Raw genomic sequence first — 16,920 nt, forward strand, 5'->3', positions numbered from 1 at the left:
AGTAAAAAAATAAAGAACGCATTATATCTTCTCTACTGCCTGCCGATAACAAGGATAAGTATCGCCTGATGGCGAATTCCTCATCAACGGCAAGGAAATTATTATGCGTTTGCTGAAAAACTTCACTATTCGTATTGTCATGTTGGCAATACTGGGACTTTTTTGCCTGCTCTGGTCGGGCGTGGGTTTATTCAGTCTTCATTCGTTATCAAAAATATCTGAAGGCAATGATATTGACCGTCATCTTGTCCATCAGATGACGGTTCTCAGTCAGGGCAACGATCAGTACTTTCGCTTCGTAACGCGCTTAAGTCGCGCCATGGATGTCAAAATGAGTGGCGGAACGCCTGATTTTGCGCCAGCGCAACAGTCCCTGGAGAATATGAGCAAAAAACTCCAGGAGATGAAAACATTATCTCCGGGCCCTATGGACCCTGACGTCGCTAACGCAGTACTGACGAAGTGGCAGGCGCTGCTGGACAACGGCGTGATCCCGCAAATGCAGCTGGCGCAGCAGGGAACGCTTACGGCCTTTGCTGAGCATGCCAGCACTATTACACCTGCGTTGAGCCGTGAATTTGGCGCCAGTGCCGAGCGTTTTAACGCCACGGCAGGTGAGCGACTCGATACCACCCGCGTGATGGTCGATGGCAAAACCTCTATCATCCGGACGCTAATTATCACCGCCGTTATCCTTGGGATTGCCCTCCTTTTCTTTACCGACCGCTACCTTGTTTCCATGATGGTGAAACCGCTGGGACGTATTCGCCAACAGTTCCAGCAGATTGCGCAGGGCGATCTCAGCCATCCCATCGAAGATTTTGGTCGTAACTGTGTGGGTCAACTGGTGCCGTTATTGTGCGCGATGCAGGATAGCCTACGTGAAGCCGTCAGTACCATCCGTTCAGGTAGTGACAACATCTGGCGAGGGGCGACGGAAATTTCGACCGGCAATAACGATCTCTCCTCACGTACTGAAGAGCAGGCTGCGGCTCTGGAAGAGACTGCTGCCAGCATGGAGCAACTGACCGCAACGGTAAAACTGAACGCAGAAAATGCACGTGAAGCCAGCCAACTTGCCGATACGGCCACAGAAACGGCAGGCAAAGGGAGCACGCTGGTTTCAGAAGTGGTTGAGACGATGGACGGCATTGCCGCCAGCTCTAAACAGATCGCGGAAATCACGTCAGTTATTAATAGCATTGCTTTCCAGACCAACATTCTGGCGCTGAACGCGGCGGTTGAAGCAGCCAGGGCAGGCGAGCAGGGGCGCGGTTTTGCCGTCGTCGCCGGTGAAGTACGTAACCTTGCCAGTCGCAGCGCCGGGGCGGCGAAAGAGATTGAGACACTGATTGGCGAGTCATCGCGTCGTGTTGATCAGGGTGCTCGTCTGGTTAAAGAAACAGGATTAACCATGGAGGCGATTCTGCGCGGCGCCACCGAAGTGACTGTCATCATGAAGCAAATTGCCTCTGCCTCGGAAGAACAGAATAAGGGTATCTCGCAGGTGAGCGTGGCGATCACGCAGATGGACAGCGTAACGCAACAGAATGCTGCGCTGGTAGAACAAGTTTCCGCCGCGGCAGTAGCGTTGGAACGACAAACAGAGGAGCTGCAACGTTCGGTGCAACAGTTCCGCCTTTCCGCTAATGATGTGCAATACACAGCCAGCCAAACCGCTTCCTCTTCAGCAGACAGCAAAACGTCTGCGGCCGCTAAAACGGATGAGTGGGTGTCCTTTTAAGCCGTTATAAAAAGTTCGTGATACCTCTGGTCTTTGCTTAAAAAATCGCTATATAATTTATTATATAGCGATTGGAGGTTATGCATGGACAACCATTTTGGTAAAGGTCTGATGGCCGGATTAAACGCCTCAAGTGCGGATAGTGCACGCTCGGTGGCGAATTTTTGTGCGGATTATAAGCGTGGTTTTGTGCTGGGATTTTCACATCGAATGTTTGAAAAAACGGGCGATCGACAGCTCAGCGCGTGGGAAGCGGGGATCCTGACGCGCCGTTATGGGCTGGATAAAGAGATGGTGATGGATTTCTTTAAAGAGAACCAGTCCAGTACAACAATTCGGTTTTTCATGGCCGGCTATCGACTCGAAGCTTGATCCGAAAGGGGTATTATCTTGCTTTAATTAATTACACTATTGACCTACGCCTTCGTTTTGTTGCTCCGCCGAAGTATTATAATGCACATAACCATATAAAAAGTGTGGTAATGGCGCGCCGATCGCAATATGCAACATGCGAATGGTGCAAAATAAAAGCCAGGTCTTCGCAACGGAATAACTATAAAATGACTGGAGATAACTCTCTCATCAATTCGAGCGGCATTAATCGCCGTGATTTCATGAAGCTTTGTGCAGCACTGGCCGCTACCATGGGGCTCAGTAGCAAAGCCGCCGCAGAAATGGCCGAATCAGTTTCTCGTCCTCAGCGCCCACCGGTTATCTGGATTGGTGCTCAGGAGTGTACGGGTTGTACTGAATCGCTGCTTCGCGCGACACACCCTACAGTGGAAAACCTCGTTCTGGAGACAATCTCTCTGGAATACCATGAGGTGCTCTCTGCCGCCTTCGGCCATCAGGTCGAAGAGAACAAACATAACGCTCTGGAGAAGTACAAAGGGCAATATGTTCTGGTAGTAGATGGTTCTATCCCACTGAAAGATAATGGTATTTACTGCATGGTTGCCGGTGAGCCGATCGTGGATCACATCCGCCGGGCCGCAGAAGGCGCAGCCGCTATCATTGCCATCGGCTCTTGCGCCGCGTGGGGTGGTGTTGCTGCCGCTGGCGTTAACCCAACGGGTGCCGTCGGCCTGCAAGAAGTTCTGCCAGGCAAAACCATCATCAACATCCCCGGCTGTCCGCCGAACCCGCATAACTTCCTCGCAACGGTCGCGCATATCATCACTTATGGTAAGCCGCCGAAGCTGGATACCAAAAACCGTCCGACATTCGCCTATGGCCGTTTGATTCACGAACACTGCGAACGTCGCCCGCACTTCGATGCTGGTCGTTTTGCTAAAGAGTTTGGTGATGAAGGCCACCGTGAAGGTTGGTGCCTCTACCATCTGGGCTGTAAAGGGCCAGAAACCTACGGCAACTGCTCAACGCTGCAATTCTGCGATGTGGGTGGCGTGTGGCCGGTGGCTATCGGTCACCCTTGCTACGGCTGTAACGAAGAAGGCGTCGGCTTCCATAAAGGTATTCACCAGCTTGCTCATGTGGAAAACCAAACGCCGCGTTCCGAGAAACCTGACGTCAACATGAAAGAAGGCGGCAATGTTTCTGCCGGGGCGATTGGACTGCTGGGTGGCGTAGTAGGACTGGTTGCCGGTGTCAGCGTGATGGCGGTTCGTGAACTGGGGCGTCAGCAGAAGAAAGATAACGCTGACTCACGGGGAGAATAACCGTGAACAGACGTAACTTTATAAAAGCAGCCTCCAGCGGGGCATTGCTGTTGGGCGCAGCGCCGTCCATCAGCCATGCGGCTGCAGAAAACCGTCCGCCGATCCCAGGTTCTCTTGGGATGCTCTATGACTCGACGCTGTGCGTAGGCTGCCAGGCCTGTGTCACCAAGTGTCAGGATATCAACTTCCCGGCGCGTAACCCGGAAGGCGAGCAAACCTGGTCGAACAACGACAAACTGTCGCCGTATACCAATAACATCATTCAGGTGTGGCGTAGCGGAACAGGCGTTAACAAAGACCAGGAAGAAAATGGCTACGCATACATCAAGAAACAGTGCATGCACTGTGTTGATCCGAACTGCGTTTCCGTTTGCCCGGTCTCCGCGCTGAAGAAAGATCCGAAAACCGGCATCGTCCATTATGACAAAGATGTCTGCACGGGCTGTCGTTACTGCATGGTCGCCTGCCCGTACAACGTGCCTAAGTACGACTACAACAACCCGTTTGGTGCGCTTCACAAATGTGAACTGTGTAACCAGAAAGGCGTTGAGCGTCTGGACAAAGGTGGTTTACCGGGTTGTGTTGAAGTGTGCCCTGCCGGTGCGGTGATTTTTGGTACGCGTGAAGAGCTGATGGCTGAGGCGAAAAAACGTCTCGCGCTGAAGCCTGGTAGCGAATACCACTATCCGCGTCAGACGGTGAAAGCAGGCGATACCTATCTGCATACGGTACCGAAGTACTACCCGCACCTGTACGGTGAGAAAGAAGGCGGTGGTACGCAGGTTATGGTACTGACGGGTGTTCCTTACGAGGATTTGGATCTGCCGAAGCTGGATGATCTTTCAACTGGTGCGCGTTCCGAACATGTTCAACATTCCCTGTACAAGGGCATGATATTACCCCTGGCTGCGCTGGCGGGCTTAACCGTGCTGGTTCGTCGTAACACGAAAAACGACCATCACGATGGAGGAGACGATCATGAGTCATGATCCTAAACCGCTGGGCGGAAAAATAATCAGCAAACCGGTCATTATTTTTGGGCCGCTTATCGTCCTGTGTATGCTCCTGATCGTGAAACGTCTGGTCTTCGGACTGGGCTCAGTCTCCGATCTGAACGGCGGTTTCCCATGGGGTGTATGGATCGCGTTTGACCTGTTGATTGGTACTGGCTTCGCGTGCGGCGGTTGGGCGCTGGCATGGGCGGTGTACGTTTTCAACAGAGGACAATACCATCCATTGGTTCGTCCGGCGCTGCTGGCGAGCCTGTTTGGCTACTCGCTGGGTGGTCTGTCGATCACCATTGACGTCGGTCGTTACTGGAACCTGCCGTATTTCTACATTCCGGGCCACTTCAACGTGAACTCGGTACTGTTCGAAACGGCGGTCTGTATGACCATCTATATCGGCATCATGGCGCTGGAATTTGCTCCGGCTCTGTTTGAACGTCTGGGGTGGAAAGTTTCCCTCAAACGTTTGAATAAAGTGATGTTCTTTATTATTGCCCTCGGCGCGCTGCTGCCAACCATGCACCAGTCTTCAATGGGTTCATTGATGATTTCTGCGGGTTATAAGGTGCATCCGCTATGGCAAGCTTATGAAATGCTGCCGCTTTTCTCGGTATTAACCGCCTTTATTATGGGCTTCTCGATCGTCATCTTTGAAGGCTCGTTGGTACAAGCCGGTCTGAAAGGTAACGGTCCGGACGAGAAAAGTTTGTTCATCAAGCTGACGAATACCATCAGCGTGCTGCTGGCGATTTTCGTCGTCCTGCGCTTTGGCGAACTGATCTATCGCGACAAGCTGTCCTATGCGTTCTCAGGCGATCTTTACTCCCTGATGTTCTGGCTTGAAGTCGTGCTGATGGTCTTCCCGCTGGTGGTGCTGCGCGTCACTAAGCTGCGTAATGACTCGCGCATGCTGTATCTGTCTGCGCTGAGCGCGTTGCTGGGTTGTGCAACATGGCGTCTGTCCTATTCGCTGGTGGCGTTCAATCCTGGTGGTGGCTACCACTACTTCCCGACCTGGGAAGAGCTGTTGATTTCTATTGGTTTTGTGGCTATTGAGATTTGTGCATACATCGTACTCATTCGTCTACTGCCGATACTTCCTCCTTTAAAACAAAACGATCAAAATCGTCATGAGGCGAGCAAAGCATGAGCCAGAGAATTACTATTGATCCGGTAACCCGTATTGAGGGTCATTTACGCATCGACTGCGAAATCGAAAATGGCGTAGTATCTAAAGCATGGGCTTCCGGTACCATGTGGCGTGGCATGGAAGAGATCGTGAAAAACCGCGATCCGCGCGATGCCTGGATGATTGTGCAGCGTATCTGTGGCGTTTGTACGACCACTCACGCTATCTCTTCCGTTCGTGCAGCAGAAAGTGCGCTGAATATTGATGTTCCGGTGAACGCACAGTATATCCGTAACATCATTCTGGCCGCGCACACCACGCATGACCACATTGTTCACTTCTATCAGTTGTCTGCGCTGGACTGGGTGGATATCACTTCTGCACTGAAAGCCGACCCAGCGAAAGCGTCTGCCATGCTGAACGGCGTGTCCTCCTGGCACCTGAACAGCGCAGAAGAGTTCACCAAGGTTCAGAACAAGATCAAAGATCTTGTTGCCAGCGGTCAGTTAGGCATTTTTGCTAACGGTTGCTGGGGTCACCCGGCAATGCAGCTGCCGCCGGAAGTGAACCTGATTGCGGTCGCACACTACCTGCAAGCGCTGGAATGCCAGCGTGATGCCAACCGCGTTGTGGCACTGTTAGGCGGTAAAACGCCGCACATCCAGAACCTGGCGGTAGGTGGGGTTGCTAACCCAATTAACCTTGACGGCCTCGGCGTGCTGAACCTTGAACGCCTGATGTACATCAAGTCCTTCATCGATAAGCTGAGCGACTTCGTTGAGCAGGTGTACAAGGTTGATACCGCGGTTATTGCTGCGTTCTATCCTGAGTGGCTGGAACGTGGTCAGGGTGCGGTTAACTACCTGAGTGCGCCGGAATTCCCGACAGACGGTAAAAACGGCAGCTTCCTGTTCCCGGGCGGTTATATCACCGATGCCGATCTTTCGACCTATCGTCCGATCACCTCTCACTCAGATGAGTACCTGATCAAAGGGATTCAGGAGAGTGCGAAACACGCGTGGTACAAAGACGAAGCGCCGCAGGCTCCGTGGGAAGGCACAACGGTTCCTGATTACACCGGTTGGTCAGACGACGGCAAATACTCCTGGGTTAAAGCACCGACCTTCTACGGTAAAACGGTTGAAGTGGGTCCGCTGGCCAACATGCTGTGTAAACTGGCGGCCAAACGCGAGTCTACCCATGCCAAGCTGAATGAAATCATCGCGATTTACACCAAGCTGACTGGTAAAACTATCGAAGTGTCGCAGTTGCACTCTACGCTGGGCCGTATTATTGGCCGTACCGTTCACTGCTGTGAACTGCAGAACGTTCTGCAGGATCAGTACAACGCGCTGATTGTGAACATCGGTAAGGGCGACCACACCACCTTCGTGAAACCGGATATTCCGGCAACGGGTGAATTCAAAGGTGTTGGTTTCCTCGAAGCGCCACGCGGTATGCTGTCTCACTGGATGGTGATTAAAGACGGCATTATCAGCAACTACCAGGCGGTTGTACCGTCAACCTGGAACTCTGGCCCACGTAACTTTAATGATGAAGTGGGACCATATGAGCGCTCGCTGGTAGGTACGCCGATTGCCGATCCAAACAAACCGCTGGAAGTGGTTCGTACCATTCACTCCTTCGACCCTTGTATGTCATGTGCGGTGCATGTGGTGGACGTTGACGGGAACGAAGTGGTCTCAGTTAAGGTTCTGTAATGCGGATATTAGTCTTAGGGGTCGGCAATATTTTGCTGACCGACGAAGCCATCGGGGTACGTATCGTTGAGGCATTAGAGCAACGGTACATCCTGCCAGACTTTGTTGATGTTCTGGACGGTGGTACGGCTGGGATGGAGCTTCTCGGCGATATGGCGAACAGAGATCATCTGATCATTGCTGACGCCATTGTGTCGAAGAAAAACACGCCAGGAACGATGATGATCCTGCGGGATGAAGAGATCCCGGCGCTGTTTACCAACAAAATCTCACCGCACCAGCTTGGCCTGGCCGACGTATTGTCGGCCCTGCGTTTTACCGGCGAGTTTCCGAAAAAGCTGACCTTAGTCGGCGTTATTCCGGAATCGCTGGAACCGCATATCGGGCTAACGCCAACGGTTGAAGCGATGATTGAACCGGCGCTGGAGCAGGTTCTTGCCGCGCTTCGCGAATCAGGCGTTGAAGCGATCCCTCGGGAGGCGGCTCATGTCTGAGGAGTTTGTCGGTTTTCAGACGGCCCCGAAGACGCAGATTCAGGCAGCGTTTGAAGAGGTTGCCCGGCGTTCGATGCACGATCTCTCTTTCTTGCATCCGAACATGCCGGTGTATGTCTCTGATTTTACGCTGTTTGAAGGGCAGTGGACGGGGTGTGTTATCACACCCTGGATGCTCAGCGCACTGATTTTCCCCGGACCGGACCAGATCTGGCCGGTGCGTAAAGTCAGCGAAAAAATCGGGCTGCGTCTGCCGTATGGCGAGATGACCTTTACCGTTGGTGAACTGGATGGCGTATCGCAATACCTTTCCTGTTCACTGATGTCGCCGCTTTCGCACAGCATGTCGGCGCAAGAAGGTGTGCGTCTGACTGACGATTGCGCGCGCATGCTGTTATCGCTGCCGGTGAGCGATCCGAATGCGCCGCAGCTAAATCGTCGCGCGCTACTGCTGGGTCGTCGGAACTGCGAAAATGCATGAGCTGTCCCTTTGTCAGAGCGCGGTTGAGATTGTTCAACAGCAGGCAGAGCAGCACGGTGTCAAACGTGTAACCGGCGTTTGGCTGGAAATCGGAGCGCTCTCGTGCGTTGAAGAGAGCGCCGTCCGTTTCAGTTTCGACATCGTCTGTCAGGGCACGCTGGCGCAAGGGTGTGAGCTGCATATTGATTACAAACCAGCCCAGGCATGGTGCTGGGATTGCAGTCAGGTTGTGGAAATCACCCAGCATGATGCGCAGTGTCCACTATGTCAGGGCGATCGTCTGCGGGTTGATGCAGGCGATTCACTGAAAGTGAAAAGTATTGAAGTCGAATAACCCATAGGTTGCTATGGGGCGGAGTCAGATATGTGTATTGGAGTCCCTGGTCAGGTTCTGGCCGTTGGTGAAGATATTCACCAGCTTGCGCAGGTTGAAGTGTGCGGCATCAAACGTGATGTCAATATTGCCCTGATTTGTGAAGGTGATACCGCTGAGCTGGTAGGCCAATGGGTGCTGGTGCACGTAGGGTTCGCCATGAGCATCATTGATGAAGATGAAGCTAAAGCCACGTTAGACGCACTTCGCCGCATGGAGTACGACGTCACCAGCGCGTGATTTTATGCTGGATGGCGGCGCAAACGCCTTATCCGGCCTACGGCATGGCATCTTTGTAGGCCTGATAAGACGCCCCGGCGTCGCCATCAGGCATTTTAACCCTGGCGCTTATCTTCGGTATTGGTGTCGAAGTCGCTGGCGTCATGACGTTCATGAAGCTGCTCGTTCAGCGGCCCGTTAGTGCGGTTTACAATACGACCTCGCTTAACTGCCGGACGCGCGGCAACCTCTTTTGCCCAGCGCTGCACGTGCTTGTAACTTCCTGCGTCAAGGAATTCTGCCGCGTCGTACACGTTGCCCAGCACCACATTGCCAAACCACGGCCAGACCGCCATATCGGCAATGGTGTATTCATCTCCAGCCACAAACTTATGCTGTGCTAACTGCTTATCCAGCACGTCGAGTAAGCGCTTGGCTTCCATAGTGAAGCGGTTAATAGCGTACTCAATTTTTACCGGCGCATAGTTGTAAAAGTGACCAAAACCACCGCCGAGGAACGGCGCCGCACCCTGTAACCAGAACAACCAGTTCAGCGTTTCGGTACGTTTTGCCAAATCCTGCGGCAGGAAATAACCGTATTTTTCCGCCAGATAGAGCAGTATTGCGCCAGATTCGAATACGCGAACCGGTGGGTTTTGCGAGTGGTCACGCAGTGCCGGGATCTTCGAGTTCGGATTCACCTCAACAAAGCCGCTGGAAAACTGATCGCCATCGCCGATGCGGATAATCCAGGCATCGTATTCCGCGCCCTTCACGCCCTGCGCCAGTAACTCCTCCAGCATAATCGTCACTTTCTGCCCGTTTGGCGTACCCAGCGAATAGAGCTGTAGCGGATGCTTGCCAACCGGCAGCGTTTTCTCGTGGGTGGCACCGGAAACCGGGCGGTTGATATTGGCGAATGCGCCGCCGTTCGACTTTTCCCACGTCCAGACTTTCGCGGGCTGATAGGTATTGTCTGACATATTGACCTGCCTTCTGAGTGGTTGTGTTGATGCAGTGTAGCAGTTAGGTAGAACTCAATTTAACAGATTGGGACTTTATGTCGCTTTGTGCTGAAAGGGGAAGATAAATCTAACCCGTTCATTGTACCTGGCCCGTACTCCATGAAGAGGAAATCAATGTTGGACGGAAATTGCTACCGTATTCACCATCAAAAATTGGCGGCGAATAAGCAGTAATAATGAAAAATGGTGTTCCAGGAGTAAGCGGTTATCAGGGCCCTGCGGGTGGGTGGGGCGCGGTAAAATCCGTCACTGCTTCGGTGTTTTCGCAAAAGGCTGTTGCGCGCGACATTATCGCGATGTTCAAAATGAACCAGGTGAAAGGGTTCGATTGTCCGGGATGTGCGTGGCCGGACCCAGGGCATCGTGCGCCAATGGAGCTGTGCGAAAATGGCGTTAAGGCGGTTTCCTGGGAGACAACCAGTAAGAAAGCGTCACCGGAATTTTTCAGCCGTCACCCGGTTTCCACACTCTGGCACTACAGCGATTATGAACTGGAAAACATTGGTCGTTTGACGCATCCAATGAAATACGATGCAGTGTCAGACACCTGGCAGGCGGTAGATTGGGATTTCGCCTTTCGGGAGATCGGCGAGCGTCTGCGCAGCTATGACTCAGCACAACAGGTTGAATTTTACACCTCCGGCAGAACGTCAAATGAGGCGGCGTTCCTGTATCAGCTGTTTGCCCGCGAATATGGTAGTAGCAACTTTCCTGATTGCTCAAACATGTGCCACGGACCGACCAGCGCAGGGCTAACGCCGGCCATTGGTCTTGGGAAAGGGACCGTTGAACTTGATGATTTCGACCACTGCGATCTGGTGATTTGTATCGGGCATAACCCTGGTACTAACCATCCACGCATGCTGACCACCTTGCGCGACGTTGCCAAACGAGGAGCCAAAATTATCTCCATCAACCCGCTGAACGAAAGGGGGCTTGAGCGCTTTAGCTTCCCGCAAAGCGCGAAAGAGATGTTCACCGGTCAGGCGACGGAGCTGAGCAACGACTACTACCAGGTAAAAATGGGCGGAGACGCCTCGTTGCTCAAAGGCATAATGAAGGCGCTAATCGAAATGGACGAAGCGCGGATCCTACTGGATCAGCAGCCGACGCTCGATCATGCGTTTATCGACCAACATACCGCGGGATACGCAGCGCTGTATGACGACTTACGTCAGCATAACTGGGCTGAGCTGGAACAGGACTCGGGCCTGACGCGCAGTCAGATGGAAGATCTGGCGCACAGCTACAGTAAATCCAGCGCCACGATTGTTTGTTATGGTCTGGGCATCACTCAGCATAAAAACGGCACCGAGAACGTCCAGCAGCTGGTAAATCTGTTGCTGCTGAAAGGCAATATGGGTAAGCCGGGGGCGGGGATCTGCCCGTTACGCGGTCATTCTAACGTGCAGGGCGATCGTTCTGTAGGGATCAACGAAGCGGCGTCCGAAGACTTCCTGCAACGCCTTGAGAAGCATTTTTCTATCCGTGTTCCGCGCAAACATGGCCGCTCCAGCGTGGAGAGTATTCGGGCCATCGAGCGGGGAGATGCAAAAGCGCTCATCTGCATGGGCGGCAATCTGGCGGTAGCGATGCCCCAGCCGCAGCGTACCTTTGCGGCGATGAAAAATCTGGATCTGCAGGTCCATGTGGCGACCAAACTGAACAGATCTCATCTGCTGCTGGCAAAGCATAACTACCTGCTACCTGCATTAGGCCGAACGGAGCGCGACATGCAGGCGACGGGGATCCAGTCGGTGACCGTCGAAGATTCTATGTCGATGGTTCACGCTTCCTGCGGCGCGCTGAAGCCGGCTTCCCGCTGGCTAAAATCGGAGCCCGCGATTGTGGCGGGCATGGCGCGTGCCACGCTACCGCGTTCACCGATCAACTGGGAAGCATTTACCGGGGACTACGCGTTGATCCGTGACGCCATTGAAGCCGTGATCCCGGCGTTCCACGATTACAACGCACGTATTGCCGAGCCGGGCGGATTTCGTATGGATACGCCTGCTTCGCGCCGTGAATGGCAAACGGCGAATGGCAAAGCCAACTTTATCGTCAGTAATCAGCGGGCGGTGGAGCGGGAACATCAGCCTGCCGATGCGCTGGTGCTGGCGACGTTGCGTAGCCACGATCAGTACAACACCACGATTTATGGGATGAACGATCGCTATCGTGGCATTACCGGTCGTCGGGATGTGGTGTTTTTAAGCGCCGAAGAAGCGACGAGCCGCGGTCTGAGCCAGGGTGATGTGGTCAACGTTCAGGCGCTGGACGACAACGGTCAGCCCTGCGCGGATCGCATCATGTACGGCTTAACGGTGGTGATTTACAACATGGCGGCTGGCTCAATTGGCGCTTATCTGCCTGAAGCGAATGTCCTGCTTTCGCTGGATGCAGTAGATACACAAAGTTTGACTCCGGCGTATAAAAGCGTACCGGTCACCCTGACCAAAGCGTAGTTCCTGCTGTGAATTTTTCGCCTCTGAGCGCCAGCCGCTGCGTTGAGGTGTATGATGATGTCGACCTCTGTCCGGTTAGTGTCGCAGAGCAGGCAACCAGAGCGAAAAATTCACGCCAACCTGCTCAGGCTGTATTGTTTTGAGGTAAGGTGCATGAGCAAAGGAACGACCAGTCAGGATGCCCCATTCGGGACATTATTGGGCTACGCCCCAGGTGGCGTAGCAATCTACTCTTCAGATTACAGCTCCCTCGACCCACGGGACTACGACGATGATGCGGCATTTCGCAGCTATATCGACGATGAATACATGGGCCACAAATGGCAGTGCGTAGAGTTCGCACGCCGCTTTCTCTTCCTAAACTATGGCATGGTCTTCACCGATGTGGGTATGGCCTGGGAGATCTTCTCCTTACGCTTCCTGCGCGAAGTAGTGAATGACAACATCCTACCGTTACAGGCATTTCCGAATGGTTCGCCCCGCGCGCCGGTAGCAGGCGCTCTGCTTATCTGGCAAAAAGGCGGCGAATTTAAAGATACCGGGCATGTGGCGGTCGTCACCCAGTTGCTGGAAAACAAAATCCGTATTGCCGAGCAGAACGTGCTCCATACGCCGTTGCCTCCCGGACAGCAGTGGACCCGCGAACTGGAGATGGTGGTTGAGAACGGTTGTTATACCCTGTGTGATACCTTTGACGACACCACTATCCTTGGTTGGATGATTCAGACCGATGATACCCGTTACAGCCTGCCGCAGCCGGAGATCGCCAATGACTCGCTGAAAATCAGCGGTGCGCGACTGGAAGATAATGGGCAGTTTGACGGCAAATGGCTGGATGAACAGGATCCGCTGCAAAAAGCCTACGTGCTGGCGAATGGGCATGTGATTAATCAGGACCCTCATCAGTACTTCACCATTACCGAGAGCGCCGAGCAGGAGCTGATTAAAGCCACCAACGAGCTGCACCTGATGTATCTGCACGCGACTGACAAGGTGCTGAAAGACGACAACCTGCTGGCGCTGTTTGATATTCCGAAAATCCTCTGGCCGCGCCTGCGCCTTTCCTGGCAGCGTCGTCGGCATCATATGATTACGGGGCGTATGGATTTCTGTATGGATGAACGCGGACTGAAGGTGTATGAGTACAACGCTGATTCCGCATCGTGCCATACCGAAGCCGGTTTGATCCTCGAAAGATGGGCCGAACGGGGCTACACAGGGCAGGGACACAACCCGGCTGAAGGGTTGATCAACGAACTGGCGGGGGCCTGGAAGCACAGCCGCGCACGTCCGTTTGTCCACATCATGCAGGATAAGGATATCGAGGAAAACTATCACGCGCAGTTTATGCAGCAGGCGCTGCGTCAGGCCGGGTTTGACAGCAAAATTCTGCGAGGTCTGGATGAACTGCGCTGGGATGACGCCGGTCAATTGATTGACGGGGACGGTCGTCTGGTGAACTGCGTCTGGAAGACCTGGGCGTGGGAAACCGCAATTGAACAGGTGCGCGAGGTTAGCGAAACGGAGTACGCCGCGGTGCCAATTCGTACCGGGCATACGAATCAGGAAGTGCGCTTAATCGATGTGTTGCTGCGCCCGGAAGTGCTGGTCTTCGAACCTCTGTGGACGGTTATCCCTGGCAACAAAGCGATTCTGCCGATCCTTTGGCAACTGTTCCCGCACCACCGTTATCTGCTTGATACGGATTTCACTGTTAATGAAGAGCTGGCGCAAACCGGTTATGCGGTGAAACCTATTGCAGGACGTTGTGGCAGCAACATCGATCTGGTGAGTCATCAGGAAGAGCTACTGGATAAAACCAGCGGTAAGTTTGCCGAGCAGAAGAACATTTATCAGCAGCTTTGGTGTCTGCCAAAAGTTGCCGGTAAATATATCCAGGTTTGTACCTTTACCGTAGGTGGTAACTATGGCGGTACCTGCCTGCGTGGTGACGAGTCGCTGGTGATTAAAAAAGAGAGCGATATCGAACCGCTGATTGTGGTGAAGGAAGACTAATCTTTCTGCTCGCTCATGAGTGAGATATGAAAAGCCGGAGTATATCTCCGGTTTTTTTTATTTATGATTAGATTGATAGCACTTATATTTAAATGAGTATCTATATTTATATAAATGACAGTAAATATTCTCATGGTAAATGATATTTAATGATTAATGCATTCGTTAAATGAATGCATCAATCATTAAATAATTATTGTTGTTTGTATTAGATAAATATCTTCTTGATTGTCATTTTAAATATAAAAACATAATGTGTTATTCGATTAATTAATGACATTGATCATGTTTTTACCTATGGAATATATCGGATTGCATTAGCGTGATAATTATAATAGTTAATTGTCATCAACAGCCATTGTTAACTGCCTGCAGAAATGACGTTGTAAGAAACATGTTGAGCGATTGGAACGTGCTCCATTAGGAAACGCAAAATACCGGCAGGAGTCGCCGGTCTGAGAGGGACGTATGGGTGACAGTTTTCAGAATGAAGTGCCGACGGCACGCGTTAATATTAAGTTAGATTTACACACTGGAGGCGTTCAAAAGAAAGTTGAATTGCCTTTAAAACTACTAACTGTCGGTGATTTCAGTAATGGCAGAGAGCAGCGACCATTATCTGAGCGTGAAAAGATAGATATTAATAAAAATAATTTTAACGATGTGTTGGCCAAGTTTTCACCAGTGGTTAATTTAAGTGTTAAAAATACGTTAGCTGATGATGACAGAAAGGACGATATTAACCTTACCTTTAAGAATATCCGCGATTTTGAACCTGAGCAGGTCGCACGAAATATCCCACAATTACGTGTTCTGTTGGCTATGCGTAACTTACTACGTGACCTGAAATCTAACTTACTCGATAACGCTGCTTTTCGTCGCGAGCTGGAAACAATCCTTAAGGATCCAGCCCTGAGTCAGGAATTGCGTAATGAGCTGGCAACTATGATGCCAGAAGAGATTTAACGCTCTACAGGGTTTCCTCCGCTAAATCGGCAGGAATAGTAAAGGAACATAAAAGGAATATGTTGATGTCTGTTCAGGAACATACCTCTTCAGCCGCGACCACCACGACCAGTGAACGCAGTGTTTATCAGTCCCTCTTTGACAAAATTAATCTTTCTCCCGTCGCGTCATTAAAAAATGTAGATGCGTGGCAGAGTGATGAAGCGCTTTCTGATGCCGCTCCGGCGGAGCGTGTGACCGCTGCTATTCAGGTTCTGGTCTCATGTCTGGCTGATGCTGCACAACCCTTAGAACGCCTGGATAAAACGCTACTCGATGAGCAGATTGCTCGTCTGGATAAGCAGATTAGCGATCAGGTTAATGAAGTTATGCATCATGCTGAATTTCAAAAACAAGAATCGCTCTGGCGTGGTTTGCATTCAATGATCTCTGGCATTGATTTTCGCCGAAATGTCCGTGTCGAAATGATGGATGTCAGTAAGGATGCGCTGCGTGATGATTTTGATGACGCGCCGGAACTTATCCAGAGCGGATTATATCGTCATGTTTATATTGAAGAATATGACCAGCCAGGTGGCGAACCTATTGCGGCAATGATTTCAGCGTACGAATTTGATAACAGCCCGCAGGATATTGCGCTACTGCGCAATATTTCTGGCGTATCGGCAGCCTGCCATATGCCATTTATTGGTTCAGTTGGGCCGAAATTCTTCCTGAAAGAAAATATGGAAGAGGTCGCAGCCATAAAAGATATCAATGATTATTTCGAACGTGCTGAATACATCAAATGGAAAGCATTTCGTGATAGTGATGATTCACGCTATATCGGATTAACTATGCCGCGTGTACTCGGGCGTTTGCCGTACGGCCCTGATACCATTCCTGTGCGCAGCTTTAATTATGTCGAGGAAGTTAAGGGCCCGGATCACGAAAAATATCTGTGGACCAGCGCATCTTTCTCTTTCGCTGTGAATATGGTGAAAAGTTTTATCAAGAATGGTTGGTGCGTCCAGATCCGTGGACCACAGGCGGGTGGCGCGGTTAAAGATTTACCTATCCATTTGTACGATCTGGGGACGGGTAATCAGGTGAAAATCCCGTCTGAAGTGATGATCCCGGAAACTCGTGAATTTGAATTCGCCAACCTCGGTTTTATTCCGCTTTCTTATTATAAGAATCGTGATTACGCCTGCTTCTTCTCTGCTAACTCGGCTCAAAAACCTGCGCAGTTTGATACCCCGGAAGCAACAGCTAATAGTCGAATTAACTCACGTTTGCCGTATATCTTCCTGCTTTCTCGTATTGCTCATTACCTGAAAATCTTGCAGCGAGAAAACATTGGTACGACCAAAGATCGCCGCCTGCTTGAGCTTGAACTAAACAACTGGTTACGCAGTCTGGTAACCGAAATGACCGATCCTGGCGATGATTTGCAGGCTTCACATCCGCTTCGTGATGGGCGTGTCGTGGTGGAGGACATTGAGGATAACCCGGGTTTCTTCCGCGTGCGCCTGTACGCCATCCCGCATTTCCAGGTTGAAGGTATGGATGTCAGCTTGTCGTTAGTTTCACAGATGCCTAAGTCGAAATCTTAACGGCGT

15 protein-coding genes are annotated in these 16,920 nt (G+C 51.7%); 14 read left to right on the forward strand and 1 reads right to left on the reverse strand.

What is annotated here, in order from left to right:
* Positions 1-103: 103 nt before the first annotated feature.
* The 10 genes from OGX89_RS02545 (at position 104) to hybG (ending at position 8,868) form a co-directional block, all read left to right on the forward strand.
* Positions 104-1,744, forward strand: a complete 1,641-nt coding sequence (locus OGX89_RS02545; protein ID WP_063941825.1) for a methyl-accepting chemotaxis protein — start codon at positions 104-106, stop codon at positions 1,742-1,744.
* 84 nt (positions 1,745-1,828) lie between these two features.
* Positions 1,829-2,116, forward strand: coding sequence for a DUF2623 family protein (locus tag OGX89_RS02550; RefSeq protein WP_003024490.1), 288 nt, complete (start codon positions 1,829-1,831; stop codon positions 2,114-2,116).
* A 188-nt stretch (positions 2,117-2,304) separates the two neighbouring features.
* Entirely contained in the window at positions 2,305-3,423 is a 1,119-nt protein-coding gene (gene hybO / locus OGX89_RS02555) for a hydrogenase 2 small subunit (protein ID WP_003024486.1), read from the forward strand.
* A 2-nt stretch (positions 3,424-3,425) separates the two neighbouring features.
* Positions 3,426-4,412: a hydrogenase 2 operon protein HybA gene (gene hybA, locus OGX89_RS02560; protein ID WP_003828357.1), complete on the forward strand. Its 987-nt coding sequence runs from the start codon at positions 3,426-3,428 to the stop codon at positions 4,410-4,412.
* Positions 4,402-5,580: a Ni/Fe-hydrogenase cytochrome b subunit gene (hybB, locus tag OGX89_RS02565; RefSeq protein WP_003828354.1), complete on the forward strand. Its 1,179-nt coding sequence runs from the start codon at positions 4,402-4,404 to the stop codon at positions 5,578-5,580. Before hybA ends, hybB begins: the two co-directional genes overlap by 11 nt.
* A complete protein-coding gene (hybC, locus tag OGX89_RS02570) occupies positions 5,577-7,280 on the forward strand; it encodes a hydrogenase 2 large subunit (RefSeq protein WP_003828353.1) in 1,704 nt (567 codons plus the stop codon). The genes hybB and hybC overlap by 4 nt, the downstream gene beginning before the upstream one ends.
* Complete coding sequence (locus tag OGX89_RS02575) at positions 7,280-7,774, forward strand: HyaD/HybD family hydrogenase maturation endopeptidase (RefSeq protein ID WP_003828351.1); 495 nt, start codon at positions 7,280-7,282, stop codon at positions 7,772-7,774. Before hybC ends, OGX89_RS02575 begins: the two co-directional genes overlap by 1 nt.
* Complete coding sequence (hybE, locus tag OGX89_RS02580) at positions 7,767-8,255, forward strand: hydrogenase-2 assembly chaperone (RefSeq protein ID WP_003828350.1); 489 nt, start codon at positions 7,767-7,769, stop codon at positions 8,253-8,255. The genes OGX89_RS02575 and hybE overlap by 8 nt, the downstream gene beginning before the upstream one ends.
* Complete coding sequence (gene hypA / locus OGX89_RS02585; protein WP_003828349.1) at positions 8,248-8,589, forward strand: hydrogenase maturation nickel metallochaperone HypA; 342 nt, start codon at positions 8,248-8,250, stop codon at positions 8,587-8,589. The genes hybE and hypA overlap by 8 nt, the downstream gene beginning before the upstream one ends.
* 30 nt (positions 8,590-8,619) lie before the next feature.
* Positions 8,620-8,868: a hydrogenase maturation factor HybG gene (gene hybG / locus OGX89_RS02590; RefSeq protein ID WP_003024459.1), complete on the forward strand. Its 249-nt coding sequence runs from the start codon at positions 8,620-8,622 to the stop codon at positions 8,866-8,868.
* A 95-nt stretch (positions 8,869-8,963) separates the two neighbouring features.
* Here the strand turns inward: hybG and yghU are convergent, their stop codons facing one another.
* Complete coding sequence (gene yghU, locus OGX89_RS02595; protein WP_003828346.1) at positions 8,964-9,830, reverse strand: glutathione-dependent disulfide-bond oxidoreductase; 867 nt, start codon at positions 9,828-9,830, stop codon at positions 8,964-8,966.
* A 218-nt stretch (positions 9,831-10,048) separates the two neighbouring features.
* Between yghU and OGX89_RS02600 the strand changes: the two genes are divergently transcribed.
* From OGX89_RS02600 to tssC, 4 genes are all read left to right on the forward strand, one after another.
* The gene (locus OGX89_RS02600; RefSeq protein WP_126957683.1) at positions 10,049-12,337 is read left to right on the forward strand and encodes an FdhF/YdeP family oxidoreductase; all 2,289 of its coding nucleotides are present in this window, start codon (positions 10,049-10,051) and stop codon (positions 12,335-12,337) included.
* 153 nt (positions 12,338-12,490) lie between these two features.
* On the forward strand, positions 12,491-14,353 hold the full coding sequence (gene gss / locus OGX89_RS02605) for a bifunctional glutathionylspermidine amidase/synthase (RefSeq protein ID WP_003828343.1): 1,863 nt from the start codon (positions 12,491-12,493) through the stop codon (positions 14,351-14,353).
* Between the two features lie 468 nt (positions 14,354-14,821).
* Complete coding sequence (gene tssB, locus OGX89_RS02610; protein WP_048225523.1) at positions 14,822-15,319, forward strand: type VI secretion system contractile sheath small subunit; 498 nt, start codon at positions 14,822-14,824, stop codon at positions 15,317-15,319.
* A 65-nt stretch (positions 15,320-15,384) separates the two neighbouring features.
* Entirely contained in the window at positions 15,385-16,914 is a 1,530-nt protein-coding gene (gene tssC / locus OGX89_RS02615; protein ID WP_048225521.1) for a type VI secretion system contractile sheath large subunit, read from the forward strand.
* Positions 16,915-16,920 lie beyond the last annotated feature (6 nt).

It is taken from the genome of Citrobacter sp. Cpo103 (assembly GCF_030332605.1).
GTDB lineage: Bacteria > Pseudomonadota > Gammaproteobacteria > Enterobacterales > Enterobacteriaceae > Citrobacter > Citrobacter portucalensis.